This is a genomic window from Stenotrophomonas sp. 109824_Sma (assembly GCF_056480025.1).
This window is the reverse complement of sequence record NZ_CM151078.1, coordinates 3,806,345-3,831,532: the sequence shown is the minus strand read 5'-3', so window position 1 is coordinate 3,831,532 and position 25,188 is coordinate 3,806,345. Positions and strand designations below refer to the sequence as shown.

Genomic DNA, 25,188 nt, shown 5'->3' with positions numbered 1-25,188 from the left:
CCCCATGACATCACACGCCCCCGCCGTCACCCGGCTGGCGGTCGCGCTCGCCCTGGCGCTGGCAACGCCGCTGGTGGCCGCGCGCGGCGTCCCGCCCGGCTTCGAGGATCTGGTCGAAGGCCAGACCGAGCAACTCGATATCCAGCTGTTCGGCCGCTCGGCCGGGCTGTCGCCGGTGCGCGTGACCCTGGACCACGTGCAGCTGGAAGATCCAGCAAGCGTGCTGCAGTCGCTCGACCTCCCGGCCGAGGCGCAGGCCGCACTGCTGCCCGCGTTGTCGCAGCCCATGCCGCGCAACAGCCATCTGGCCTGCCGCTTCGGTGGCGCCACCGCCGGCTGCGGCTATCTCGATCCGCCGGAAGACCCCGCCGCCGTGCGCGCGCTGTACGACGAAGGCGAGGGCGCAGTGCGCCTGTTCGTTGCCCGCCAGTGGATTCCCGGCAAGCCGGCCGCCGAGCGCTTCCACACCGTCAGCGCCAACGCCGAAAACGCGTTCCTGCACCAGCAGGTGATCAATGTGAGTGGCAGCCGCGACTACCAGACGCTGTCCGCGCGTGGCACCGGCGTGCTGGGCCTGTTCGATCGCGGGCATGTTTCCGCCGAATGGAACTTCAACCAGCAGCGCTATCGCAGCCGCGGCAGTGACAGCGCGTTCCAGTTCGACAACGTCTATTACCGCCATGACCTGGGGCAGGCGCACTACCTGCAGGCCGGGCGCATGGACCGCCGCAACCTGTCCAGCCCGCAGGGCGGCACTTTCAGTTTCAGCATGCTGCCGCTGGACCGCCTGCAGGGCCTGCGCGTGGGCACCACACAGGCCTATGTCGATTCCGACGCCGCCGTGCAGGCCACGCCGCTGACCGTGCTGCTGGCGCGCGATGCACGCGTGGATGCCTACGACGGCACGCGGCTGCTGCAGACCTCCTACCTGCAGGCCGGCATCAACCAGATCGACACCCGTAACTTCCCGTTCGGCAACTACACCATCACCCTGCGCATCTACGAAGACGGCGTGCTGGTGCGCAGCGAAGATGCGCCATTCGACAAGGGCGGGGACTGGACCAACAGCCAGTGGCAATGGTTCGTGCAGGGCGGCAAGCGCAACGAGCGCCGCAGTGACCGCTTCGATGGCGAACGCGTGGCCGTGGCCGGCATGCGCGTGCCGCTGGGCCGCGACGTGGCGATGGTGGCCGGCGCCGCCGACCTCGGCGGCTTCCGCTACGGCGAGCTGCGCGTGGACCTGCGCCGCGTGTACGCCACCCAGGAACTGCGCGCCAGTTTCGGCGGCATGCGCGGCAACGATGGCAGCACCGGCCAGCAGCACCAGCTGTCGTACCGCCGCACCGCGTCCTGGAACATCTACCAGCAGCGCATGCGCGGCAAGGCCTGCCAGTTCGAGGCCGACGCCCGCGACCAGCTGGGCTGCACCAACTCGCTCAGCGCTTCGATGGCGCTGCCGCTGGCTGGTGGCAGTGCCTATGTGGGCTACACGCGGCGCCAGACCTGGCGCGCAGGACGCATCCTGCCGGGCGCAGAAGACGATCCGCTGGCGGGGCTGGACCCGCTGCTGCCACCGCGGCCGCCATGGCAACCGCGCCGCGAGCCGCAGCTCAGTCGTACCTGGCAGGCCAGCTTCAGCCGCAGCCATCGCTGGCAGGATTTCAGTGTCTCCACCCGCGTGGGCGTGTGGCAGCAGCGCGCCAGCGACAGCCTGCGCGGCAGTGACCAGCGCGATCGTGGCATCTACTTCAACCTGAGTCTGACCCGCCTGCCGCGCGGCACCGCCGGCAGCGGCCAGCGCCGCTACAGCGTGGACGTGCGCCAGCCGCAGCACCAGCGCCCGGACATCAACTACAGCGTCGGCCACAGCCTGCGCCAGGACGTGGATGCGCAGTACCGCGAGCTGTCGGCCGAACTGCGCGCCAACAACAGTGACCGCTACAGCGCCACGCTCAGCGGCCAGCTTCAGAACAGCCTCGGCCAGAGTGGCGCCACGCTGGCGCACTACCAGCAGCGTGGCCGCAGCGAGACCGCCTACAGCGGCATGCACAGCTCCGGCTTCGCACTGGGCAAGCGCGGTTTCTATTGGAGCGGCAGCAACGGCGCCGACGCCGGCCTGGCCGTGCAGGTGGCCGACACCGACGACGTCGACCTGCGTGGCGTGGCGGCCGAACTGCAGGTGGGCGGCTTGCGCAGGCAACGCCTGCAGATTGGTGAGCGCCGGTTGCTGCCGCTGTCGTCGTATCAGTCGCACCGCGCCGAAGTACAGGACGCCAGCACGCTGGACAGCATCGCCGCCATCCGCGTGACCGGCGTGGGTGGCGCACGGCCGATGTTCCTCAGTCCTGGGCGGCTGATGCGCATGCCGGTGCCGATCGAGGTGACCTACACCTTCATCGGCAACGCCAAGGATCTTGCCGGAGCGCCGCTGGGTGGCGCCCGCATTCTCAATGCGCCGGTGCCCGGCACCAGCGCCAACGGCGGCTTCGTCGCCGATTTCCCGCGTCGCGAATCAACGCTGTACCTGCTGCAGGACGACCGCCTGCTGCATTGCCCGCTGCAGGTGCGCGAGCGCCGCCAGGTGGTGCTGCTGGTCGGCGCGGTGCATTGCGAGCCGCTGGCCGTGGCCCAGCTGCCGGCGGAGATCCGCCAGCAGGCCCGCGTGACCCGCCTGCTGCAGGAACGCGCGCGTTGATTGCCGCCACGCCCCAGACCGCTGCTGCAGGAGGAACGCCATGAACCGGCGTGTGTTGTTGGTGTTGATGCTGGTGTGTGCGCTGGTCGTGCTGGCGCCGAGGGCGTGGGCGCAGTGGCCGCCGGAGACGCATCCGGTGGATCAGAGCCGGGACATCGTGATGACCTGGGATCGCTCGGCGATGCCGGGTGATGTGGAGCTTTGGGCGCCGCGGACGGTGTTGGGATTCAGTCACGACCTGGCGATGAAGTATGGGCAGATCCATGTGGTTTGTGGGTCTGCTTCTGATAGTGAGTTTGGGAAGTGCCCTGTCGATGGTGAGCCGGGAGTGTCGCTTGGTAGTAGCAATGTCGATCTGCTGTTCGTGGAGCAGAGGACTGGCCTGCGCAGTGAACTTCGGGCTCAGGGATATTTGCAGAGAGTCATGTCGGATTGGATTTGCGCTGTCGACTACTGGGACACACTCAGAAGGCAGTTGAATGCGTCCTTTTGGTACATATGCAGTTCGGGTCAGCCAGTTGGCACAGGGGTGCATCTGGAGCTCCCAGCAACCGAGCTTTCCAGACTCGTTGCAGGCCACTGGAAGGCAACGATGCGCCTGAACATCAAAGCCGACCCAGCCGCAGCTCCGGCAGCCACCGCCGTCTTCAACTTCGACTTCACCGTCACCGACTACGACGCCATTTCGATTTACTTCCCCGGTTTCGACGGCGTTGCACCCCTGGTCAATATGGACCTGCGCTACGACCCCATCCGCAAGGTCGTCGCCGGGCGCAAGGACGTGGACATGTGCCTGTACGACGGCGTGGGTTCGCAGAGCGAGTTCCTCGGCGTCACCGTGCGCGACAGCGGGCCACGCCCACCGCCTGGGCGGGACTTCGCGGTCTGGAATCAGGACGGCGGCAGCGACGATACCCAGCGCCTCGACTACCAGGTCGGCCTGAACTACGGCGGCAACCTGCTGGCCATGAAGCACGGTGAGGAACAGCTGCTGCGCGGCATCGACAGCGCACAGCTGCGCATGGTGCTGCTGCCCGGCATCAGCCAACCGGTGTACTGCGTGCCCACGCCACTGACGCTGGAAACACCGCCCACGCCCATCGCCAGCCAGCGCCCCGGTCTCTACGAGGGCGAGCTGACGGTAGAGCTGCGCGTGCCGACCGCCAAACCCTGATCCCCACCGAGGCTCATCATGAAGAAGCTGTTGTTCTGCCTGTTGCCGTTGAGCGCACTGCTGGCCCCGCCGGCACAAGCCAATCTGTCCATTCATCCGATGCGTGCAGCGGTGGACGCCAAGCACGGTACGAAGATCCGCGTGTACTCGCAATCCACCCAGCCGCAGTATGTGCAGGCACGCCTGCTGCGCATCAGCAACCCGGCACAGGTGGGTGAAGAAGAGATTGAAGTGGAGGCCGCCGATGCTGCGATTGCCATCACGCCTGGCAAGTTCGCACTCAGCGGTGGAGGCAATCGCCTGATCCGGGTGATTCCGCTGCAGACGGTGGAGAAAGAGGCGGCCTACCGCATCTACTTCGAAGGGGTGAAGGGCCCCGACGGCACCATTCTGGAAGGCGATGAGCAGGCGGCGCAGGCCAACGTCGGTGTCAGCTTGGTCTGGGGCGCGCTGGTGAACGTAGTGCCCGCCAAGGGCAGCGTGGATCTGCAACTGCAGGGCAACATCCTGCGGAACACCGGGACGCTGCGTGTGGGCATCACCGGTGCTGCTGAGTGCAGCGCCGGTGGCGTGTGCACGCCACTTGAGCTGTCCAGAAGTCTCTACCCCGACGCTGCGCTGACCTTGCCGTTCCAGCTCCAGCCGGGAAGCACTCTGCAGCTGCAGTACCGACTGTCGAACGACAGCTATCGCGATCACGTAACGACCCTGGCGCCAAGCGCCTGACCTTCATCGCCCCGCGCAAGCGCGGGGCTTCATTTCCCTTGTCCTGTTAAGGAAAAAAATGAATCACATCTATCGTCGTATCTGGAATCACGCCAAGCAATGCTGGGTGGTTGGTAGTGAACTGAGTTCTGCGCGCGGAAAACGGGCGAGTGGTCGAGCCACCGCGCATGGGTTGATTGTGCTGTCGGTGATTGGTCTGGTGCCAGCGGGCGTTGCTGCCAGTGAGGTGCAGGAACAGGTGGAAGAGCGGGAATACGCGAAATCACTAGGCCTCCGTAACACGGAAGCCAAGGATATCGTCAGCGTAGCCGTTCCTTTCTCTAGCGCGCTCGGCACTATGTCCGTCTCGCCGCTTTCAGCACAGATGTCCTCACAATACCTTCAGCTCGCCATTGTTTCCGATACCAACTATCGCGATTCGACTATAAGTGGAAACCACATGCTGGTCCTTGGTTCTCGCTCTTCGCTACGAGGGAACTACTCCGTGGGTTACGGAAGCGCGATAAGTACCAGCGGTGAATACAATACTGCGGTTGGCTACAATGCCGTGATAGGCAATGGCTACAGTACAGCGATTGGTGCTCGGGCCCAGACGAGCGGGATCGGCGCTACTGCGCTGGGTAACAACGCACTCGCCATGCAAACCAATTCAGTGGCGATTGGCAGCGGCTCCTACGCTAGTTCGTCCAATTCGATTGCTATCGGTGCCAATTCTGTTGCCGATAGTAGCTATACCGTCTCGGTGGGGAACAGCACTACAAAGCGAAAGATCGTGAATGTCGCCGCAGGCAATACTTCATATGGAAGCTCTGATGCGGTAACCGGTGGGCAGCTATACGAAACCAATCAAGCCGTTAGCTCGGTGAGGAATACTGCGAATTCGGCCTACTCAACCGCAAGTACGGCCCAGACTACGGCCAATTCGGCCAGGACCAATGCCGATAGCGCGCTGAGCAAGGCGAACACGCTGGGTGGATTGCTGAGCCAAACATCTGTGTCTGGGAATGTCCGCCTGGGCGGCGGCAACAGCGGTGCCGTTCTGGACGTCCGCAACAGCGCTAACGCCAACCGCAAGATCACCGGCGTGGCTGATGCCACGCTCAGCGCCACAAGCACTGAGGCCGTTTCGGGCAAGCAGCTCAACGCCACCAACAGCAACCTCACGGCCGCACGATCCGTCGCTGACTCCGCGAAGGTCAACGCGGATAGTGCGTTGTCGAAAGCCAACACGCTCACTGGGCTGCTGAGTCAGGCGTCCGCCTCGGGCAACGTCCGTGTGGGTGCAAGCAATAGCGGCACCGTACTGGACGTCCGCAACAATGCAAACGCCAGCCGCAAGATTACGGGCGTGGCAGATGCCGTGCTCAGTGCCACAAGCACTGAGGCCGTATCTGGCAAGCAGCTCAATGCTACCAACAGCAATGTCACGACCGCCCGATCCGTTGCTGACACCGCGAAGACCAATGCAGACAGTGCGCTGACCAAAGCCAACACTCTCTCCGGGCTTCTGAGCCAGACCTCTGCCTCGGGCAATGTCCGGCTGGGCGAGAAAAACAGCGGCACCGTACTGGACGTGCGGAACAGCGCCAATGCGAGCCGCAAGATCACCGGTGTTGTCGATGCTGCGTTGTCCAGCACCAGCACCGATGCGGTGACGGGCCGGCAGCTCAATGCCACCAACAGCAACGTCAGCACCGCACTGAGTGACGCCAGCGCAGCCAAGACTACTGCGAACACCGCTCTGACCCAGGTGGGAACACTCAACGGGCTGCTCAGCCAGGGCAGTGCCAGCGGTAATGTCCGGATCGGTGAGAAGAACAGCGGCACCGTTCTGGATGTGCGCAACAGCGCAAGCGTGAATCGGAAGCTGACTGGCGTGGCTGATGGAGTGGTCAGCGCCAGCAGCTATGAGGCCGTCAATGGTAGGCAGCTCAATGCCACCAATGACAAGGTGGCGATGGTGGAGGGCATTGCCAAGTCTGCGGGAGCGGAAGCTGCCGCGGCGAAGACGGATGCAGCCAAGGCGCTGGCCGAGACAGCAGTGCTGGGCGGGCTGGTGGCGCAGGTGTCTGCGTCTGGCAGCGTGCGTCTGGGTGAGAAGAACAGCGGTACGACGTTGGATGTGCGCAACAGCGTCAATGCCAATAGGAAGATTAGTGGTGTGGCGGATGGATTGTTGAACGCAAGCAGCAATCAAGCTGTGTCTGGGAAGCAGCTGTACTCAACCAATTCGCGAGTATTGGCTCTGGAGGGCGTAAGTCAATTTGTGAGTATTGGTGTGGCCCCCTCCAGCGAACGTGCTGATGCCGGGCCAGTTGGCGTTGCCTTAGGTAATTCGGCTAAAACGGGGAGCGAAGGTGGGACCGCAGTGGGAACGCACGCGAAGTCACTGGGCAGGAATTCGGTGGCAGTTGGGCGTGCTTCAACCGTGCATGAAGGTTCCGAAAATGGCTTCGCCCTCGGGGTTGGGGCCGAGGTTGGCATTGCGGAAGGTGGTGCGAGGGGAGGGGTTGCGATTGGCGCTGGAGCCAAGGTTGGGAAAGGGGCAGATGGCTCACTGGCGATTGGTGAAGGCTCGCAAGCCAATGAGGCTGGAGTTGCATCATTTGGAAGTGCAACTGCTTATCGCCGCCTAGTGAACGTTGCTCGAGGCACCGCCGACCACAATGCCACCACTGTCTCCCAGCTCAAGGATTCCCTCGCCACCCTTGGCGGCGGTGCCGGTCTGGACGGCAACGGAAGCATCATCGCCCCGACCTACGCGGTGCAGGGCGGAACGCAGAACACTGTCGAAGATGCGCTGATGGCACTCGATGGCGCCGTCATCACCGCCGGCCGCCGTGCAGACAAGGTAGAAAGTCAGCTCAGCTCGATCTTCCAGGATTCACCCTCGGCCCGTGCCGACGGCATGAGCCAGATCGCGCTGAATGGCGTGAACGGCATGGTGCTGACCAATCTTGCCGACGGCCGAGTGGCGCCAGGAAGCCGTGATGCGGTCAACGGTGGCCAGCTGCATTCGATGCAGCAGCAGCTCAACGGCCGCATGGATGGGCTGGAGCAGCGCATCGACGATGCCCCGCCGCCGCGTGCACTGGCGTCGTCCTCGGTACCGAAGCCACAGGCCGAAGACACCCCTGTGGTACCGGAAGGCAAGGACTCCCAGCAGGTCGCCTCGGTAGGCGAGGGTGACAAGCCCACACCGCAGCCGAAGGCCAACAAGGACGACTCACCCAAGCCGCAGGTGGACACCGCCGAGCTGGAGAAGATGCTGGCTCGCGCCAACGAGTACACCGATGGAGCGATCAGCAACTTCGAGCGCCGCCTGGACAAGATGGACAAGCGCTTCAACCGCATGGCGGCGATGAGCAGTGCACAGACGGCGATGGCGATGAACACTGCCGGCCTGGCCACCTACAACCGCCTCGGTGCGGGCGTGGGCTACAGCGAGGGTGAGTCGGCCATGGCGGTGGGCTACCAGCGTGTGCTCAACGAGAAGGGCTCAGCCACCTTCAGCCTCAATGGGGCGTTCACCAACAGCGGTGAGCGCAGCATGGGCGTGGGTGTGGGCATCGGCTGGTAAGCCATGGAGCCCTGGCGTGACGCGCGTAATCCACCCCGTCGCGCCGGGGTCCTTGCCGAGGAGATGGCAATGTATGGTTGGGTAAGCAGATTCATCAGCTACCGCACGTTCTATCTGTGGCGGGCGCGGTACTTCTACTACACCCGCAATCTTGACAGCTGGGTGCTGTTCACCCTGCTGTGCCTGACCGGCATGGTGCTGGTGCTCTGGTACCACTGGCGGGTGGTGAGCGTCCCGCCGCCGCGCGTGCACCCGGAGGTGGCAGCGCTGCGCGTGGAGAACATCACCGGCGAGGCGATCCATCGCATCGTGCTGGTGCAGCATGGCGGCACCACACCCGGCGAGCCGTTCACCACGCCGGAAGAAGTCCGGGCCGGTACGCTGCGCACGATGCGGGTACGGGAGCTGCTGGACAGTGGGATGGTGTGGCAGCTGAAAGCCCATATGCTGGCCGACATGGCGGCGTACATCGAGGCCACGGGAAGCTGCTTCCCGTACCCGTGCTGGCAGCTGAAGCATCGGCTGTCACTGCTCCGCGCAGCACAGACGGAAAACACGGCCATCAACGAGGCGCTGGCGCCGGTGCTGGAGGTACCGCTGGACAGGATGCCCAACCTCAACGGGGGGGAGCGCGCGCGGATACAGACGGCCTGGTCCGACACGTTCGGCGACGTCTACAACCAGACCTGGCTGTTGGCTGATCTGCAGGACATGCACGCCCGGATGATGGTGGAGTACCCACGGCGCGCGGGTGCGCCGTGGCTGGCACGCTTGCTGACTGGCGATGCAAAGGAGCCCCATGAGCTCCGGTAGGCAGCGCAAGCGCGTGTACCTGTAGAGTCGAGCGATGCTCGACTGCTCTTCGGTCAGGTATCCGGACGCCTGAAGCGCCGTGCGGACCAACGGTCCGCACCTACCAAAGGAGAGGCCATGCTCTCTGTAGAGTCGAGCCGCGCCGAAGGATCTGTGGGCGCACTCCTGATGAACGCATCGCCATGCGCGCGGAACCTGCCGCTGGGCCCAGGGCATGATTTGCGCTCGACTGCTCTGCGGCCAGGTATCCGGACGCCTGAAGCACCGTGCGGACCAACGGTCCGCACCTACCAAAGGCGAGCGCGGACCAACGGTCCGCACCCACCAAAAGACCGGAGCTACCGTCATCCGCCGATGTACGCGGTGATCTCCGCCTCGGCCAGCACCTGCCGCAGCTGCGCCACGGACGCGCGCCGCATCGGCTTCTCATCCACCGGTGACAGCGGCGCCTGGCGCAGGGCGTCATACGGCAGCACGGCCAGGTCGAAGGTCAGCTCTTCGGCACTGAACACCCACACCGGCACGTCCAGGCAGCGTTCGCGGTCCATGCGCAGGCGGCGCGTCCGCGATTCGGCGGGAATGCCGTGTTCGTCCAGGAAGCGGTGCACGGCCTCCGGGTCGTCGCTGTGCAGGTGCAGCTGCACGGGGCTGTTGGCGTCGGCGGTGCCGTCCAGTACGGGACCGGCCAGGCGCGGGGCGAAGCCGTGCAGGAACTCCAGAGCACGCATGGCGGCTTCGCGCCGGCGCTGCAGTTCGTTGCCGTGCTGGGGCCCGGAGAACAGCCGCTGGTACTCGCGCAGGGCGTCCTCGATCTCGGTATTGCGGGGCAGGGAGGCATCATCGTGGATGCCGAGCCGGCTGGCGGCCTTCAACTTGGCCTGGTGGTAGTCGCGGATGCCGCCTTCGGCCATCAGGCGGGCGGCTTCGTGGGCGAGGCGGTGGCGCCGCTCGCGGGTCTGGCTGGCAGCATGCTGACGGGCGCGATGCATGCGATGACTCCCTGTTGCGACCTGGCTACAGACTAGCGCACGGATGTGACATCTGCGTGGGTATGGCGCGGAGATGCCGCTGCGCTCGCCGGGCATGGCCCGGCGCTACCCGGCAAGACCGTGCCGTTGATCCTGTAGAGCCGAGCCCATGCTCGGCTCAGGGGCGTGCGGTAAAGCAGCCGAGCATGGGCTCGGCTCTACAAAGGCGTGGATGCATCGGTGCCAACCCGCGGTTGGCACCCATCGCACCCTTCCTCAGAAGATATCGAACGCGGCGGCGTCGGCCTGCGGCGTATTGAGGTTCAGGTCGTAGTCGGTCAGGCGATCCATGTCTTCCACCTTCACCCACTCGGTCGCGCCGTTGAGGGTGGCCTGGACCATGCCGCTGGGCGGGTCGTTCTGCGCGATCGGGGTGTCCTTCAGCGCGGTGCGCATGTAGTCGATCCAGATCGGCAGGGCGGCCTTGCCACCGTATTCGCGGTAACCCAGCGAGCGGAAGTCGTCGCGGCCCACCCACACGGTGGTCACGTACGGCCCGCCGAAGCCGGAGAACCAGGCGTCGCGGTGGTCGTTGGTGGAGCCGGTCTTGCCGCCCACGTCCTCACGGCCGAGCACCTTGGCCTGCACGCCGGTACCGCGCTGGACCACGTCGCGCATCATCGACACCAGCTGGTAGGCGGTACGGGCGTCGATCGCGCGCGGGGCAGTGCGGGCATCCGGGTTGACCGGCGCGGCCGGGGTTTCGGTCTTGGCTTCGGCCTTGGCCGCGGCGGCCGGGTCCACCTTCGGGGCCGGAGCGCCGAAGTTGAAGCCGTCCACCACCTGGTTGACCGGCTGGTCGCTGCTGCCGGCGCAGTCGCGGCAGGCCAGCGCCGGGTTTTCCTTGAACACCAGGTTGCCGTCGCGGTCGTTGACCTGGTCGATCAGCCAGGTGTCCACGCGCGAGCCGCCGTTGGCGAACACGGCGTAGCCACGCGCCACCGACAGCGGGGTCAGCGAGGCGGTGCCCAGCGACATCGACAGGTTCGGCGGCAGCTCCGATTCGGCAAAGCCAAACTCGCTGATGTACTTGCGTGCGTAGTCCACGCCCATGCCATCCAGCAGGCGCACCGAGACCAGGTTGCGCGACTGCACCAGCGCTTCGCGCAGGCGCATCGGGCCGCGGAAACCACCGCCGTCGTTCTGCGGGGCCCAGGTCTTGCCGCGGCGGTCGCGGAACACGACCGGGGCGTCGAGCACGATCGAGGCCGGGTTGTAGCCCTTGTCGAAGGCGGCTGCGTACACGAACGGCTTGAAGCTCGAACCCGGCTGGCGACGGGCCTGGGTGGCGCGGTTGAACTTGTTGCCGGAGAAGCTGAAGCCACCCACCAGCGCCTTCAACGCGCCGTTGTGGGCATCCAGCGAGACCAGTGCCGACTGGCCACGCGGAATCTGGTCCAGCAGCCACTCACCTTCCTTGGCGCCGGCGCGCACGCGCACGATGTCACCGCGCTGCACCAGCTTGCCCGGGGTCTTGTTGGTCCACTTGGCGGCACCGGCCGGCAGCACGATCTCGGTACGGTTGGCCAGCACCACAGTAGCGCTGCCGTCGGCACCGGTGCTGGCGACGATCGCCGGCAGCAGGCCGGCCTGGCCGAACATGCCACGCAGGTGCTCGGCGAGGGCGGCGGTGTCGTCACCGGCACCCAGCTGCACCTGCTTCTCCACGCCGTGCCAGCCGTGGCGGTGGTCGTACAGCAGGAGGCCGTCGCGCACCGACTGGTTCGCGGCGGTCTGCAGGGTGGAGTCGATCGTGGTGGTGACGTGATAACCCTTGTTGACCACGTCGCCGCCGAAGCGGGCGATCATTTCCTGGCGGACCAGCTCGGCCACGTAGGGCGCATCGACCTGCACCGGCGGCTCATGCGCGGTGGCGTGCATCGGCACGGCCTTGGCCGCGTCGGCCTCGGCCTGGCTGACGAACTTCAGGTCGGCCATGCGCTGCAGCACGTAGTTGTCGCGGCGCTGGCGGGCACGTTCCGGGTTGGAGATCGGGTTGCCCGACGAGGGGAACTTGGGGATGCCGGCCAGCGAGGCCATCTCGTCCAGGTCCAGCTCGTTCAGCTTCTTGCCGTAATAGAACTCGGCGGCAGCGGCCACGCCGTAGGCGCGGTTGCCGAAGAAACTCTTGTTCAGGTACAGCTCGAAGATCTCGTCCTTGCTCAGCTCGGACTCGATCTTCCGCGCCAGCAGGATCTCGGCCAGCTTGCGGGTGTAGCTGTACTCGGAACTGAGGAAGAACTGGCGGGCGACCTGCTGGGTGATGGTGGAACCACCCGGCACGCGCTTGTCGTTGGTGGTGGCCAGCAGCCAGACCGCACGGCCGATGCCCATGTAGTCCACGCCGCCGTGCTCGTAGAAGCGGGCGTCCTCGGTCGCCAGGAAGGCCTGCTTCAGCTTTTCCGGCACGTCCTTCATGGTGATCGGGGTACGCCGGGTCTCGCCGAACACCGCCATCAGCTTGCCGTCGGCAGCATAGACGTACATCGGCTCCTGCATTTCCACGTCGCGCAGGGTCTGCACGTCGGGAAGCTTGGAGGAAACGGCATAGTACAGACCGCCCACGGCGGCCGCGCCGATCAGCGCCAGGACCAGGACAATCAGGAAGATCCAGCGCAGCCAGCGGCGGAGTCGAGTCATCGGGTTCAGATTCCGATTGCGAATTTCGTGGTCGCAGAGTATAGATTACGCAAGGTGGCGGCTGGGGTCGGCACCGGGGAGCGCAAGGGGAACAGTCAGGGGCTGCATGGTGAATCCGTGAGGGATTTCACAGCAGGGCCGTTGCCATTTGCTAAGAATACGTTATTAATGCTCGGACGCAGGTCTTGCGTCCAAGTGCCCGTCGGCAGGGGAGAAACCGTGGGGCTCATCCCAAAAAGTCAGTCGCCGCTTGTAGGCGTCGACATCAGTTCGACTGCGGTAAAGCTTTTGCAGCTGTCCCGCAGCGGCAATCGTTTCCGCGTGGAACATTACGCTGTGGAACCTCTTCCGCCGAATGCGGTGGTGGAGAAGAACATCGTCGAAGTGGAGGCCGTCGGTGAGGCCATCCGCCGGGCGATGAACCGTTCAGGCAGCAAGGCCAAGTTGGCCGCTGCCGCCGTCGCGGGGTCGGCGGTGATCACCAAGGTGATCCCGATGCCGGCCGATCTCGACGAAAACGACATGGAAGCCCAGATCGAGCTGGAAGCGGTCAACTACATTCCGTATCCGATCGAGGAAGTGAACCTGGACTTCGAGGTGATCGGGTCGATCCCGAACAACCCGGAGATGGTCCAGGTGCTGCTGGCCGCGTCGCGTTCGGAGAATGTCGAGCTTCGCCAGTCCGCACTGGAACTCGGTGGCCTGCAGGCCAAGGTGATGGACGTGGAGGCCTTCGCGGTCGAGAACGCCTACGCTCTGGTCGCCAGCGAGCTGCCGGTGTCCATCGACGGCGTGGTCGCGCTGGTCGACATCGGCGCCACCATGACCACCCTCAATGTCCTGCGCGGCGGCCGTAGCCTCTACAGCCGTGAGCAGGTGTTCGGTGGCAAGCAGCTGACCGACGAGATCATGCGCCGCTACGGCCTGAGCTACGAGGAAGCCGGGCTGGCCAAGCGCCAGGGCGGCCTGCCGGAAAGCTACGAGATGGAAGTGCTGGAGCCGTTCAAGGAAGCCACGGTCCAGCAGATCAGCCGCCTGCTGCAGTTCTTCTATGCAGGCAGCGAATTCAACCGCGTCGATCACATCGTGCTGGCCGGCGGTTGCGCTGTGCTGGGCGGCCTGCCGGAGATGGTCGAGGAGCAGCTGGGTGTGCCGACCGTGGTCGCCAACCCGCTGGCGCAGATGACCCTGGGGCCGAAGGTGAACGCGCATGCGTTGGCCCAGGATGCCCCCGCGCTGATGATCGCGACCGGTCTGGCGCTGAGGAGCTTTGACTGATGGCACGCATCAATCTATTGCCCTGGCGCGCCGAGCGGCGCAAGCAACGCCAGCGCGAGTTCTACGCGATGCTGGGCATGGCCGCTGTCGGTGGCCTGCTGCTGTCGCTGATGATCTGGTTCTATTACGACCGCCAGGTGAGCGGCCAGATGGACCGCAACGCCTATCTGGAAGCCGAGATCGAGAAGGTCAAGGAACAGAACAAGGAGATTGATCGTCTCGACGCGCAGAAGGAACGCCTGCTGGCCCGCAAGAAGGTGATCGAGGAACTGCAGGCCAAGCGCTCGCAGATGGTCCACCTGTTCGACGCGCTGGTGCGCACCATCCCCGACGGCGTGGTGCTGACCGCGCTGAAGCAGGAAGGGGATGTGCTGACGCTGGAAGGCCGCACCCAGTCCAACGCCCGCGTTTCGGCCTACATGCGCAATCTGGAGACGTCCGGCTGGATGACCAACCCGGAGCTGTCGATCATCGAAGCGCGTGACCCGGAGAAGGACAAGGACGGCAAGGCCGGCCCGCTGGCCGACATCAAGGCGCTGCCCTACGTGTTCGTGGTCAAGGTGAAGCTGCCGGCACAGAGCGAAGAGGTTTCGGCGACGCCGGGCCTGAACGCCGATGGCTCGGTGGCGACGGCTGCGCCGGCACCGGTGGCTCCGTTGGCCGCAGGTCCGGATGCCGCGACGCCTGCGGCTCCGGCAGCGGGCCAGCCGGCAGCGGCTCCCGCCGCATCGGCCACTGCACCGTCGGCCACTCCGGCCACTCCGGCCAAGCCCAACCAGCCGGCCGCTCCGGCCGCCGCGCCGGCCCCGGCACCTGCCCCGAAGCCTGAGGGCAGCCGCCTGGCGCAGCCGCCGCAGGCCTTCAATGCGCTGCTGCAGGGGGACCGCGCATGAGCCAGAAGATCGACATCAAGAACCTGGATTTCAACGACATCGGCAACTGGCCGCAGAAGGCCAAGATCGTCTTCTGCTCGTTGCTGGCACTGGTCATCATGTTCGTGGCGTGGATGCTGCTGATCAGCGGCAAGCGCGAGGAACTGGCCGGCCTGGAATCGAAGGAAGTCGAGCTGCGCACCGAGTTCACCAAGCAGCAGGAACGCGCGGTGAACCTGGGGCCGCTGAAGCAGCAGCTGGCGCAGATGGAGCAGGTGCTGCAGCAGATGCTGCGGCAGCTGCCGAGCAAGACCGAAATGCCCGACCTGATCATCGACATCTCGCAGACCGCGCTGTCCAGCGGCCTGACCAACGAGCTGTTCGAGCCGGAGCAGGAGCAGATCAAGGAGTTCTACGCCGAGAAGCCGATCAAGCTGCGCATGGTGGGCAGTTACCACCAGTTCGGCGCGTTCGTCAGTGGCGTGGCTTCGCTGCCGCGGGTGGTGATCCTGACCATGCATGACATCAACCTCAAGCCCAAGGAAAAGACCGGCGGCAACGTCCGCAGCGGTGCACTGGAACTGTCCGGTACGGTCAAGACCTACCGCTACCTGGACGAGACCGAGGTGCAGGCGCAGCAGGCGGCCGACGCTGGCAAGGAGGGCAAGAAGTGATGCGCGCGCAGACCGTACGTGGTGCGATGGTGCTGGCTGTGCTGCTGCTGGCCGGTTGCGGCCGTGGCGTGACCAGCACGCCCGGCGACGCACCGAACCTTGAGAAGTGGGTGGAAGGCGAGCGTGCGCGACCGGCGCAGCCGCTGGAGCCGCTGCCGGTGATGCAGCAGTTCGAGACCTTTGAATACTCCGCGCAGGGCATGCGCGATCCGTTCACCGATGCCTGGACCAATCCGCAGCAGGGGAATGGCGGATTGCGACCGGACCCGAACCGGCGCAAGGAGCCGTTGGAAGGCTTCCCGCTGGATGCGCTGGACATGGTCGGCACCATCGGCACCGGTGCAGGCACCGTGGCGCTGGTGATGGGGCCGGACAAGGTCACCTACCGGGTTCGCCCGGGTGGTTACCTGGGGCAGAGCGACGGGCGGGTCACGGCGGTCTTCGAAGACCGCGTGGAGCTGATCGAACTGGTGCCGGATGGCGCGGGCGGCTGGCTGGAACGGCCGGCAACGCTCTCGCTTGAAGATCAATGATCGTTTACTGGGGATAGCACGATGACCTTTCACCAAGCCAAGGGGCTGCGTCCCATCCGGCGCTCTACCTTGAACCGTGTCAGCGCGCTGGGAGTCGCGCTGATGCTGGCCTGCGCTCCGGCGCTGGCTGCCGCACCGGCGGAAAAGCCGGTGGGCGCCACCGTGGCACCGGCCGCCGCGCCGGCTGGCCTGTCGGTGGCCAAGATCGATTTCAAGCGTGGCGATGACGGCGCCGGGCGCCTGATCGTGCAGTTCGACGGGCAGGGCGCGATTCCTGACCTGCGCACGCAGGGCAACAGCGTGGTGGTCGACGTCGGCAATGCCCGACTGCCGGCCAACCTGCAGAAGCCGATGAACGTCACCGACTTCGCCACGCCGGTGCAGCGCATCGACGCCAAGCCGTCCGGTGCCGGCACCCAGCTGGTGCTGAGCACTGGTGGCGCCGTGGAATCGCTGGCCTACCAGAGCGGCAACGAGTACGTGGTCGAGATCAGCCCGCGGCAGGCCCAGGCCGCCGTCGGCGCGGTCACCGCCGGCAGCGTCACCCAGGCGGCCAAGGCCGTCGGCCAGCGCGGCTTCACCGGCAAGCCGGTGACCTTCAACTTCCAGGACGTGCCGGTGCGCACCGTGCTGCAGTTGATCGCCGAGGAGTCCAACCTGAACGTGGTTGCGTCCGACTCGGTGCAGGGCAATGTGACCCTGCGCCTGGTCAATGTGCCGTGGGACCAGGCGCTGGACATCGTTCTGCGCGCGAAGGGCCTGGACAAGCGTCGCGATGGCAGTGTGATCTGGGTGGCGCCGCAGGCTGAACTGGCCAAGTTCGAGCAGGAGAAGGAAGACGCGCGCATCGCCATCGAGAACCGCGAAGACCTGCAGACCGACTACATCCAGATCAACTACCACAGCGCCACGCAGATCTTCAAAGCGCTGACCGAGGCCAAGGGCATCGGCGGCAGTGGTGGTGGTGGCAGTGGCGGCGGTGGTGGTGGTTCCTCGCAGGAAGACAGTGGCTTCCTGTCCTCGCGCGGCCGCATCGTGGCCGACGAGCGCACCAACACGCTGATGATCAGCGACATTCCGAAGAAGATCGCGCGCATGCGCGAGCTGATCAACGTGATCGACCGCCCGGTCGACCAGGTGCTGATCGAAAGCCGCATCGTCATCGCCACCGATACCTTCGCCCGTGAACTGGGCGCGAAGTTCGGTGTCAGCGGCAGCCGTGACAACGTGTACTTCAGCGGCAGCCTGGATGCCAATGCCAAGACCCGCGAGTCGCAGGTCACGACCGACCTGGCCAATGCCAAGGCCGAGCGTGACTGGGAAGCCGGTGGCCGGGTCGGCCCGCCGCCGGTGAAATCCGGCTCGGCGATCACCCGTGGCCTGAACTGGAACCTGCCGGTGGCCGCCGCCAGCAACCCGGGTTCGCTGGCACTGTCGATCCTCAATGCCGGTTACCTGCTGGACGTGGAGCTTTCGGCCATGCAGCAGGAGTCGCGAGGCGAGGTGATCTCCAACCCGCGTGTGGTCACCACCAATCAGCGCGAAGCGATGATCAAGCAGGGCAAGGAAATCGGCTATGTCACCATCAGCGGTGGTACCGCTGGCGGCGTGGCGACGCCGAACGTGCAGTTCAAGGAAGTGGTGCTGGAGCTGAAGGTCACCCCGACCATCACCAACGACAACCGCGTGTTCCTCAACATGCAGGTGAAGAAGGACGAAGTCGACCAGCTGATCCAGCTGGAGGGCTACGGCACCGTGCCGTCGATCAACCGCCGCGAAGTCAACACCGCGGTGCTGGTCGAGGATGGGCAGACCGTGGTGATCGGTGGCGTCTACGAGTTCACCGATCGCAACAGCATCAGCAAGGTGCCGTTCCTGGGCGACGTGCCCTTCCTGGGCAACCTGTTCAAGAAGCGCGGCCGCAACAAGGACAAGGCCGAGCTGCTGGTGTTCGTCACCCCGAAGGTGCTGCGCGTGGCCAAGCAGAACTGAGCCCGCGCCACCCGCGAAACGAAGAAGGGCCGCCATGCGCGGCCCTTCTTCGTTTCCACAAGTAGATCCACGCCATGCGTGGATGGGCCGTTCAGCCGTTCTTGATGCCAATCGCAAGGCACCCTGCGATGATGTCGGGAACCCGTGCCGTCCTGCGCCGGTCAAAGGCCCCCATGAACCTGCCACCGCCGATGCCCGAAACTGTCTCGCCGCCGCCCGCGCCGGCAACCTCCCGCCTGCATGCGGCATTCACCCAGTTGCGCGATGCGTTGTCGGCCGAGATCGTCGGCCAGGCGGCACTGGTCGAACGCCTGCTGATCGCGCTGCTGGCCGACGGCCACCTGCTGGTGGAGGGCGCGCCGGGCCTGGCCAAGACCACGGCGATCCGTGCACTGGCCTCGCGCCTGGAAGCGGACTTCGCCCGCGTGCAGTTCACCCCGGACCTGCTGCCGGCCGATCTGACCGGCACCGAGATCTGGCGCCCGCAGGAGGGCCGCTTCGAGTTCGTGCCCGGCCCGATCTTCCACCCGATCCTGCTGGCCGACGAGATCAACCGCGCGCCGGCCAAGGTGCAGTCGGCGCTGCTGGAAGCCATGGGCGAGCGCCAGGTCACCGTTGGCCGCCATACCTATGCGCTGCCGCCGCTGTTCCTGGTGATGGCCACGCAGAACCCGATCGAGCAGGAAGGCACCTTCCCGCTGCCGGAAGCGCAGCTGGACCGCTTCCTGATGCATGTGCGCATCGGCTACCCGGACCAGGCGGCCGAATCGGAAATCCTGCGGCTGGCCCGCGAGCGCGCCCGTGGCGCGTTGGGCGAGGCCGCGCCGGCGCCCGAAAAGATGCCGATGCAGGACGTGTTCGACGCCCGCCGCGAAGTGCTGGACCTGCACATGGCGCCGGCGCTGGAGCGCTACCTGATCGAACTGGTGCTGGCCTCGCGCGATCCATCGCGCTACGACGCCGGCCTCGGCCGCCGCATCGCCTGGGGGGCCAGCCCGCGTGGCTCCATCGCACTGGAACGCTGCGCACGTGCGCGCGCCTGGCTGGCCGGCCGCGACTTCGTCACCCCCGATGATGTGCGTGCGGTGGCCGCCGACGTACTGCGCCATCGCGTGCTGCCCAGCTATGAAGCCACCGCCGAGGGCTGGGACGGCGAGCGCCTGGTGCAGGAGCTGCTGGCCCGGGTGCCGGCACCCTGAGCCTGCGCATGACCGATCCATCCCTGGAACACGCACCGTCTGCGCTCGAAGGTGACGGGCTGCGCCCGCAGCTGGCCGAGCTGGTCGCGCTGCGCCGGCTGGCGCAGCGGCCACCGCCGCCGCGACGTGGACGCACCGGCAATGCAGGGCAGGCGCCGTCCCCGCTGCGCGGCCGCGGCATGGAGTACGCCGAGTCGCGCGAGTACGTGGCCGGCGACGACGCGCGCCACATCGACTGGCGCGTGACCGCACGCACTGGCCGGGCCCACACCAAACTGTTCCAGGCCGAACGCGAGCGGGTCAGCCTGATCGTGGCCGATACCTCGCCGGCGCTGTACTTCGGCACCCGCGTGCGCTTCAAATCAGTGCAGGCCGCACGCGCCGGTGCTGTTGCCGCATGGTCGGCGCAGCGCCGTGGCGACCGTGTGGGCGCGCTGCGTGGCAGCGACCGCGAAGCGCCGATCGCGCCTGCAGGTGGGCCACGCGGCGTATTGCGCGTGCTCGACGCGCTGACCCGCTGGTATGCACAGCCGCCGGCCGATGATCTGGGCCTGGAGCGCGCGCTGGATCATGCCGGTCGTGTGCTGCGCCCCGGGGCACGCATGCTGGTGCTGGCCGATCCGCAGCAGGCCATCCGCATTCCACCTGCGCGCTGGAGCGCGCTGGCCCAGCATCACGACCTCAGCCTGGTGCTGCTGGTCGATCCGCTGGAACTGCATCCTCCCTCGGCGGCGCTGCAGTTCCAGACTGCACAGCAGCGTATCGGTCTCGACCTGCGTCGCAGCGAGGTGCAGGCACATTGGCAGGCGCATTTTGTCGAGCCGCTGCAGGAACTGCGACGCCAGCTCGGCGCGCGCCGCGTCGACGTGCAGGTGCTGTCCTCCGATGCGCCCAGCGACGCCTGGCTGGCGCCGTCGCCGACCGAGGTGCCGGCATGAGCGCGGCTCTGCCGCTGCGCGATGTGCAGCTGCCACCGGCGCCGTCATGGTGGCCGCCCGCCCCCGGTTACCTGATGATCGGCGCGGTGGTCGTGCTGGTGCTGCTGGTGATCGCCGTGGTGATGTGGCGACGTCGCCGCCGTCGCCAGCACTGGTTGCAGCAATTCGATCAGGAACTGGCAACTACCAGCGACGCCGCGGCCGAACTGGCGGCCATTGCGGGGCTGCTGCGCCGTGCCGCACGCCATGCGAAGCCGGGCAGCGAATCGTTGCGCGATGATGCCTGGTGGCAACGCCTGGACCCGCAGGGCACCTTGCCCGATGCGCGCCGCAGTCTGCTTGCCGAAGGCGCCTATCGCCCGCACGTCGACAGCAACGACGTGGCCGCTGTGCGCAGCTGGGCCCGCGAACGCTATCTGGCGATGCTGCTGGAGCGTCGTCGATGAACCTGTGGACGACCTATTGGCCATGGCCGGACCTGCAGCTGGCATGGCCGCTGGCTTTGCTGGCGCTGCCGTTGCCGCTGCTGATGCATTGGTGGAAGCGCCGTGCAGAACCGGGCGCCGCACTGCGTGTGCCTTATGCGGCTGCCGAACTGGAAGCGCTGTCTGGTGGCGGCCGTGTTGACGTGTCGTGGCTGCGCACGTTGCTGCTGTGGCTGGGCTGGTGTGCACTGTGCATCGCGCTGTCGCGACCGCAGCAGCTGGGCGAAGCGATCACGCCGCCGCAGCAGGGGCGGCAGATGATGCTGGCGATGGATGTGTCCGGCAGCATGGGCGAGGGCGACATGGTGCTGGGCGGCCAGGCGGTCGATCGCCTCACCGCGGCCAAGGCCGTGCTGGCCGACTTCCTTGATCGTCGTGCCGGCGACCGCGTCGGCCTGCTGATCTTCGGCGACCGCGCCTACACGCTCACGCCGCTGACCGCAGACTTGGCCAGCGTGCGCGACCAGCTGCGCGACAGCGTGGTCGGCCTGGCCGGGCGCGAGACCGCCATCGGTGATGCCATCGGCCTGGCAGTGAAGCGCCTGCGCAGCCAGCCGGAGGGGCAGCGCGTATTGATCCTGTTGACCGATGGTGTCAGCAATGCCGGTGTGCTGGAGCCGTTGCGCGCTGCGGAAGTGGCGCGCGCCGAGGGCGTGCGCATCCACACGGTCGCGTTTGGCGGCGATGGCAGCATGCGGTTGTTCGGCATTCCGATTTCCACCGACCAGGATCCGGTCGATGAGGCCACCCTGAAGAAGATCGCCAGCATGACCGGTGGCCAGTTCTTCCGTGCGCGGGACACCGCGCAGCTGGCCGGCATCTATGCCGAGCTCGATCGCCTGGAGCCAGTGGCCGCAAAGGGCCCGAGCCTGCGCCCGCGCGAGGAACGCTATGCGTGGCCGTTGGGCCTGGCATTGCTGCTGGGCGCATTGGCATGGCTGTGGCCGGAGCGTCGCCGATGATCGCGTTTGCTTCGAATCTTCCCGATTGGAACGCGCTGCACTTCCTGCGGCCCGAGTGGTTGTGGGCACTGCTGGCGCTGCCACTGATCATCGCGTTGGCGCTGTACCGGCAACGGCGCAGTGATGTGTGGCGGCAGGCGGTGGACGCGCACCTGTTGCCGCACCTGCTGGCCGCCGGTGCAAGGCGGCGGGCACGTTTGCCCTGGGTGTTGCTGCTCGGCTGGACACTGGCGTCGCTGGCCATGGCCGGGCCGAGCTGGCGCCAGCAGGCACAGCCGATGTTCCAGGCCAGCGCACCGTTGCTGGTGGTGCTGGACCTGTCCAGCCGGATCACCGCAACCGATCTGCCACCGTCGCGCCTGCTGCAGGCGCGGGCGAAAGTGGGCGAGCTGCTGCGCGCGCGCCAGGGCGGGCAGGTGGGGCTGGTGGTGTATGCCGATGATGCCTACACGGTGGCACCGCTGACCGACGACGGCAGCAACGTCGCGCTGTATCTGGATGCGCTGTCGCCGGACGTGATGCCGCGCGATGGCCAGCGTGCCGACCGCGGCATCGACTGGGCAACACGCTTGATGCGGCAGATCGGTGCGCTGCAGGGGCAGATCCTGCTGGTCAGCGATCAGGCGGATAGCGAAGCTGCACTGGCGGCGGCACAGGCGCGCGGCCTGGGCTTGCAGGTGTCGGTGCTGGGACTGGGCACGCCTGCCGGTGCGGCCTACCGCGATGGCAGTGGGCAGATCCGCCAGGCTGCGCTGGATGAGGGCAGCCTGCGTGCGGTAGCCACTGCAGGTGGCGGCCGCTATGCACGCATCTCCGCCGATGACAGTGATCTTCGTGCGCTCGGTGTACTCGACGCGCGCGAAGGCACGGCGGCGCAGCGGCCGGGCGAAGGCAAGCAGTGGCGTGACGAAGGCTTCTGGCTGCTGCCGCCGGTGATGCTGCTGGCATTGCTGGCCTTCCGTCGTCGCGCGGTGCTGGCCGCGGTGCTCGCGGTCGGCCTGCTGCCATGGATGAATGACGCGCAGGCGCAGGCCCCTGCGACGCCTGCCTCGCAGCCGGTGCAGGGCACGCTGTGGAAGCGAAGCGACCAGGTGCAGCACCAGCGCCTGACCGAGGGGGTTCAGGCTTACCGCAAGGGCGACTTCGCCACTGCACGCAAACAGTTCGAAGGCATCGACAACGATGCCGGTTGGTACAACCTGGCCAACACACTGGCACGCGAAGGCAACTACGACGACGCGATTGCTGCCTACGACCGTGCGCTGGCACTGCATCCGGGCATGGCCGATGCGGTGGCCAACCGTGCCGTGGTCGATGCCGCACGCAAGCGCAAGCAATCCGGTGGCGGCCAGGGCCAGGATCAGCAGAAGCCGCCGCAGAACGGGCAGCAGAAGCAACCACAGAGCCCGCAGCGCCAGCAGAACCCACAGGGGCAGCCGCAGCAGGGCCAGCAGAATCCCAGCCAGGGCCAGCCGTCGTCGGGCCCGCAGGACCCGCCCAAGGCGGGTGACAACAACGCGCAGTCGAAGCCTCAGCCTGGCGAGCGTGGCCGCGATGGCCAGCAGGCACCGCCACAGGTGGAGGATGCCAAGGCGCAGGCGCAGGCCGATGAGCAGCAGCGCCAGCGCATGCAGCAGGCAATGCAGCAGGCACGTGAGGGCAAGGGCGAGCAGGAGGGCAAGCCCGTGCCAGGCAGCGAGGGCGCCACCCCGCGCCAGCGCGAGGAGCAACAGGCCGTGGAGGCGTGGATGCGACGTGTGCCGGATGATCCGGGCGCATTGCTGCGGGCCAAGTTCCAGCTGGAAAACGAACGCAGGAAGAGGGAAGGGCGATGACGCGGGCGATCAAGATGCACGGGCGCTGGCCACTACAGGTACTGGCGGCACTGCTGCTGTGGCTGCCGCTCCTCGCCTGGGCGCAGCCGCGCGCGTGGCTGGACCGCGACCGCATCGCGATGGGCGATACGGTGACCCTCAATGTCGAGAGCGATCAGGGCGCGCCGGATTTCACGCCATTGCGTACCGACTTCGATCTGAGCGGGCAGACCAGCAGCCGCCAGGTGGAGTGGAGCAATGGCAGCATGCAGCAGCGCAACCTGTATGGCGTGGCGCTGACGCCACGGCGCAGTGGTGCGCTGGTGGTGCCGGGCCTGCAGGTGGGCAGTGTGCGCACCGCGCCGCTGACGCTGCAGGTCGATGCGGCCGCCGTGGCGGGGCCCGACAGCAATGCGATGGCCTTCATCGAAACCGTTGTCGATGACGATACGCCGTATGTGCAGCAGAGCGTGGGCGTGGTGGTGCGCCTGTACTTCGCCTCGCAGCTTGCCTCCGGCGAACTGGTGCTGGATACCCCGGCGGGCGCGTCGTTGCAGCGCGTGGGCGACGACCGCACCGATGTGCGCCAGGTCAACGGGCGCCGCTACAACGTGGTCGAACGGCGTTTCCTGCTGATCCCCGAGCGCAGTGGCGCGTTGAAGCTGGCCGGTGCGCGTTTCAGTGGCCGCAGCGCCGGTGGCTTCTTCGATGATTTCTTCGGCGGTGGCGACGGTCGCATGAATGCCACCAGCGCCGACCGCACGCTGCAGGTGCAGGCACAGCCGGCGCAGGCCCCGCAGCCGTGGCTGCCCCTGCAGAGCCTGCAGCTGCGCTACACCAGTGCGCCGACCAGTGCCCGCACCGGTGAGGCGGCCAACGTGGTGGTCGAAGCGGTTGCCGAAGGCGCGACGCGTGCGCAGTTCACCGACCTGCCGGTGCCGGATGTCGGCGCCAATGCGCAGGTGTTCGCCGAACCGGCACAGTACGAAGAGACCTTCAACGGCAGCACGCCGCGCCTGAAGATCACCCGCCGCTATTCGATCGTGCCGCGCCAGCCGGGCGCGCTGGTGGTGCCGGGGCCGCGCCTGCCCTGGTGGGATGTGCGTAACGGCAAGGCGCAGGAGGCGAAGCTGCCGGACCTGACGCTTGCCGTCGCGGCCGGCACGGGTACTGGCACTGCCTCACCGCCACCGTTGCCACCGATCGACACCGACGCCGCGCTGCCGGGCGCCGATGGCCAGGACAGCCGCATCGCGGCGACCGATCCGCGTGCCAGCGGCCTGTCCGAGCGTCCGTGGCCGTGGATGGCGGCGGCCATCGGCCTGGCGTTGCTGTGGCTGCTGACCCTGCTGTGGGGCTGGCAGCGCGGTCGCCGCCCGCGTACGGCGGCACCTGCAGCCGGCAAACCCTCTGTGCCGACTGTGGCGAGCGGGCGTGCCGGCTTGGCCGAACTGCGCCGCGCGCTGGATGGCGAGGGCTTCGACCAGGTGGAAGCACAGCTGTGTGCGATGGCCGGCGTTGAACGCATCGAGCAGGTCATCGCGCGGCTTGGGGATGCAGCCCAGCGCCAGGTGCTGCAGGACCTGCAGCAGGCACGCTGGGGCGGGCAGGGTGATCTGGCGCCGCTGCGTGCGCGCCTGCGCGAGGTCTTCCGTGACGGACCGCACTGGTCGGCGGCCGCAGGCACCGCCGACACTGGCCTGGCGCCGCTGTATCCACCGCGGCGAACCTGAACCGGCGCCGCTTGCGCGCTTTGTTAGAGTGCATTCATTTTTCGAGGAAACC

At 66.7% G+C, this 25,188-nt stretch carries 17 protein-coding genes and 1 pseudogene; 16 read left to right on the top strand and 2 right to left on the bottom strand.

What is annotated here, in order from left to right:
* The first annotated feature begins 4 nt into the window (after positions 1 to 4).
* The 5 genes and pseudogenes from ACZK1G_RS17970 (at position 5) to ACZK1G_RS17950 (ending at position 8,988) form a co-directional block, all read left to right on the top strand.
* Positions 5 to 2,739 (top strand): annotated as a pseudogene (locus tag ACZK1G_RS17970) (TcfC E-set like domain-containing protein).
* Positions 2,736 to 3,869 (top strand): CfaE/CblD family pilus tip adhesin, encoded by a 1,134-nt coding sequence (locus ACZK1G_RS17965; protein ID WP_101766013.1) that lies wholly within the window; start codon positions 2,736 to 2,738, stop codon positions 3,867 to 3,869. Before ACZK1G_RS17970 ends, ACZK1G_RS17965 begins: the two are co-directional and overlap by 4 nt.
* An 18-nt stretch (positions 3,870 to 3,887) precedes the next feature.
* Entirely contained in the window at positions 3,888 to 4,595 is a 708-nt protein-coding gene (locus tag ACZK1G_RS17960; protein WP_101766012.1) for a pilus assembly protein, read from the top strand.
* Positions 4,596 to 4,653: 58 nt separating this feature from the next.
* Complete coding sequence (locus ACZK1G_RS17955; protein WP_197622063.1) at positions 4,654 to 8,175, top strand: ESPR-type extended signal peptide-containing protein; 3,522 nt, start codon at positions 4,654 to 4,656, stop codon at positions 8,173 to 8,175.
* A gap of 69 nt (positions 8,176 to 8,244) precedes the next feature.
* Positions 8,245 to 8,988 carry a hypothetical protein gene (locus tag ACZK1G_RS17950; protein ID WP_101766011.1) on the top strand — a complete coding sequence of 248 codons (744 nt, stop codon included), beginning with the start codon at positions 8,245 to 8,247 and terminating at the stop codon, positions 8,986 to 8,988.
* A 344-nt stretch (positions 8,989 to 9,332) separates the two neighbouring features.
* Here ACZK1G_RS17950 and ACZK1G_RS17945 read toward each other — a convergent pair whose 3' ends face one another.
* Entirely contained in the window at positions 9,333 to 9,977 is a 645-nt protein-coding gene (locus ACZK1G_RS17945; protein WP_012511978.1) for a hypothetical protein, read from the bottom strand.
* A 255-nt stretch (positions 9,978 to 10,232) separates the two neighbouring features.
* Complete coding sequence (locus ACZK1G_RS17940; protein WP_101766010.1) at positions 10,233 to 12,656, bottom strand: penicillin-binding protein 1A; 2,424 nt, start codon at positions 12,654 to 12,656, stop codon at positions 10,233 to 10,235.
* 219 nt (positions 12,657 to 12,875) lie between these two features.
* Between ACZK1G_RS17940 and ACZK1G_RS17935 the strand changes: the two genes are divergently transcribed.
* From ACZK1G_RS17935 to ACZK1G_RS17885, 11 genes are all read left to right on the top strand, one after another.
* Positions 12,876 to 13,934 carry a pilus assembly protein PilM gene (locus tag ACZK1G_RS17935; protein WP_014038321.1) on the top strand — a complete coding sequence of 353 codons (1,059 nt, stop codon included), beginning with the start codon at positions 12,876 to 12,878 and terminating at the stop codon, positions 13,932 to 13,934.
* Positions 13,934 to 14,827, top strand: coding sequence for a PilN domain-containing protein (locus tag ACZK1G_RS17930; protein ID WP_101766009.1), 894 nt, complete (start codon positions 13,934 to 13,936; stop codon positions 14,825 to 14,827). Before ACZK1G_RS17935 ends, ACZK1G_RS17930 begins: the two co-directional genes overlap by 1 nt.
* Positions 14,824 to 15,480, top strand: a complete 657-nt coding sequence (locus tag ACZK1G_RS17925; protein ID WP_005418916.1) for a type IV pilus inner membrane component PilO — start codon at positions 14,824 to 14,826, stop codon at positions 15,478 to 15,480. The genes ACZK1G_RS17930 and ACZK1G_RS17925 overlap by 4 nt, the downstream gene beginning before the upstream one ends.
* Positions 15,480 to 16,013: a pilus assembly protein PilP gene (locus tag ACZK1G_RS17920; protein WP_005418914.1), complete on the top strand. Its 534-nt coding sequence runs from the start codon at positions 15,480 to 15,482 to the stop codon at positions 16,011 to 16,013. Before ACZK1G_RS17925 ends, ACZK1G_RS17920 begins: the two co-directional genes overlap by 1 nt.
* Positions 16,014 to 16,034: 21 nt before the next feature.
* Positions 16,035 to 18,005 (top strand): type IV pilus secretin PilQ, encoded by a 1,971-nt coding sequence (locus tag ACZK1G_RS17915; protein ID WP_049442715.1) that lies wholly within the window; start codon positions 16,035 to 16,037, stop codon positions 18,003 to 18,005.
* Between the two features lie 173 nt (positions 18,006 to 18,178).
* Positions 18,179 to 19,204 (top strand): AAA family ATPase, encoded by a 1,026-nt coding sequence (locus ACZK1G_RS17910; protein ID WP_049442714.1) that lies wholly within the window; start codon positions 18,179 to 18,181, stop codon positions 19,202 to 19,204.
* Between the two features lie 8 nt (positions 19,205 to 19,212).
* A complete protein-coding gene (locus ACZK1G_RS17905; RefSeq protein WP_049442713.1) occupies positions 19,213 to 20,142 on the top strand; it encodes a DUF58 domain-containing protein in 930 nt (309 codons plus the stop codon).
* Positions 20,139 to 20,588 (top strand): DUF4381 family protein, encoded by a 450-nt coding sequence (locus ACZK1G_RS17900; RefSeq protein WP_049442712.1) that lies wholly within the window; start codon positions 20,139 to 20,141, stop codon positions 20,586 to 20,588. Before ACZK1G_RS17905 ends, ACZK1G_RS17900 begins: the two co-directional genes overlap by 4 nt.
* Entirely contained in the window at positions 20,585 to 21,589 is a 1,005-nt protein-coding gene (locus tag ACZK1G_RS17895; RefSeq protein ID WP_049442711.1) for a vWA domain-containing protein, read from the top strand. The genes ACZK1G_RS17900 and ACZK1G_RS17895 overlap by 4 nt, the downstream gene beginning before the upstream one ends.
* The gene (locus ACZK1G_RS17890) at positions 21,586 to 23,424 is read left to right on the top strand and encodes a VWA domain-containing protein (protein WP_101766008.1); all 1,839 of its coding nucleotides are present in this window, start codon (positions 21,586 to 21,588) and stop codon (positions 23,422 to 23,424) included. The genes ACZK1G_RS17895 and ACZK1G_RS17890 overlap by 4 nt, the downstream gene beginning before the upstream one ends.
* Complete coding sequence (locus ACZK1G_RS17885) at positions 23,421 to 25,136, top strand: BatD family protein (protein WP_049442710.1); 1,716 nt, start codon at positions 23,421 to 23,423, stop codon at positions 25,134 to 25,136. The genes ACZK1G_RS17890 and ACZK1G_RS17885 overlap by 4 nt, the downstream gene beginning before the upstream one ends.
* Positions 25,137 to 25,188: the final 52 nt, after the last annotated feature.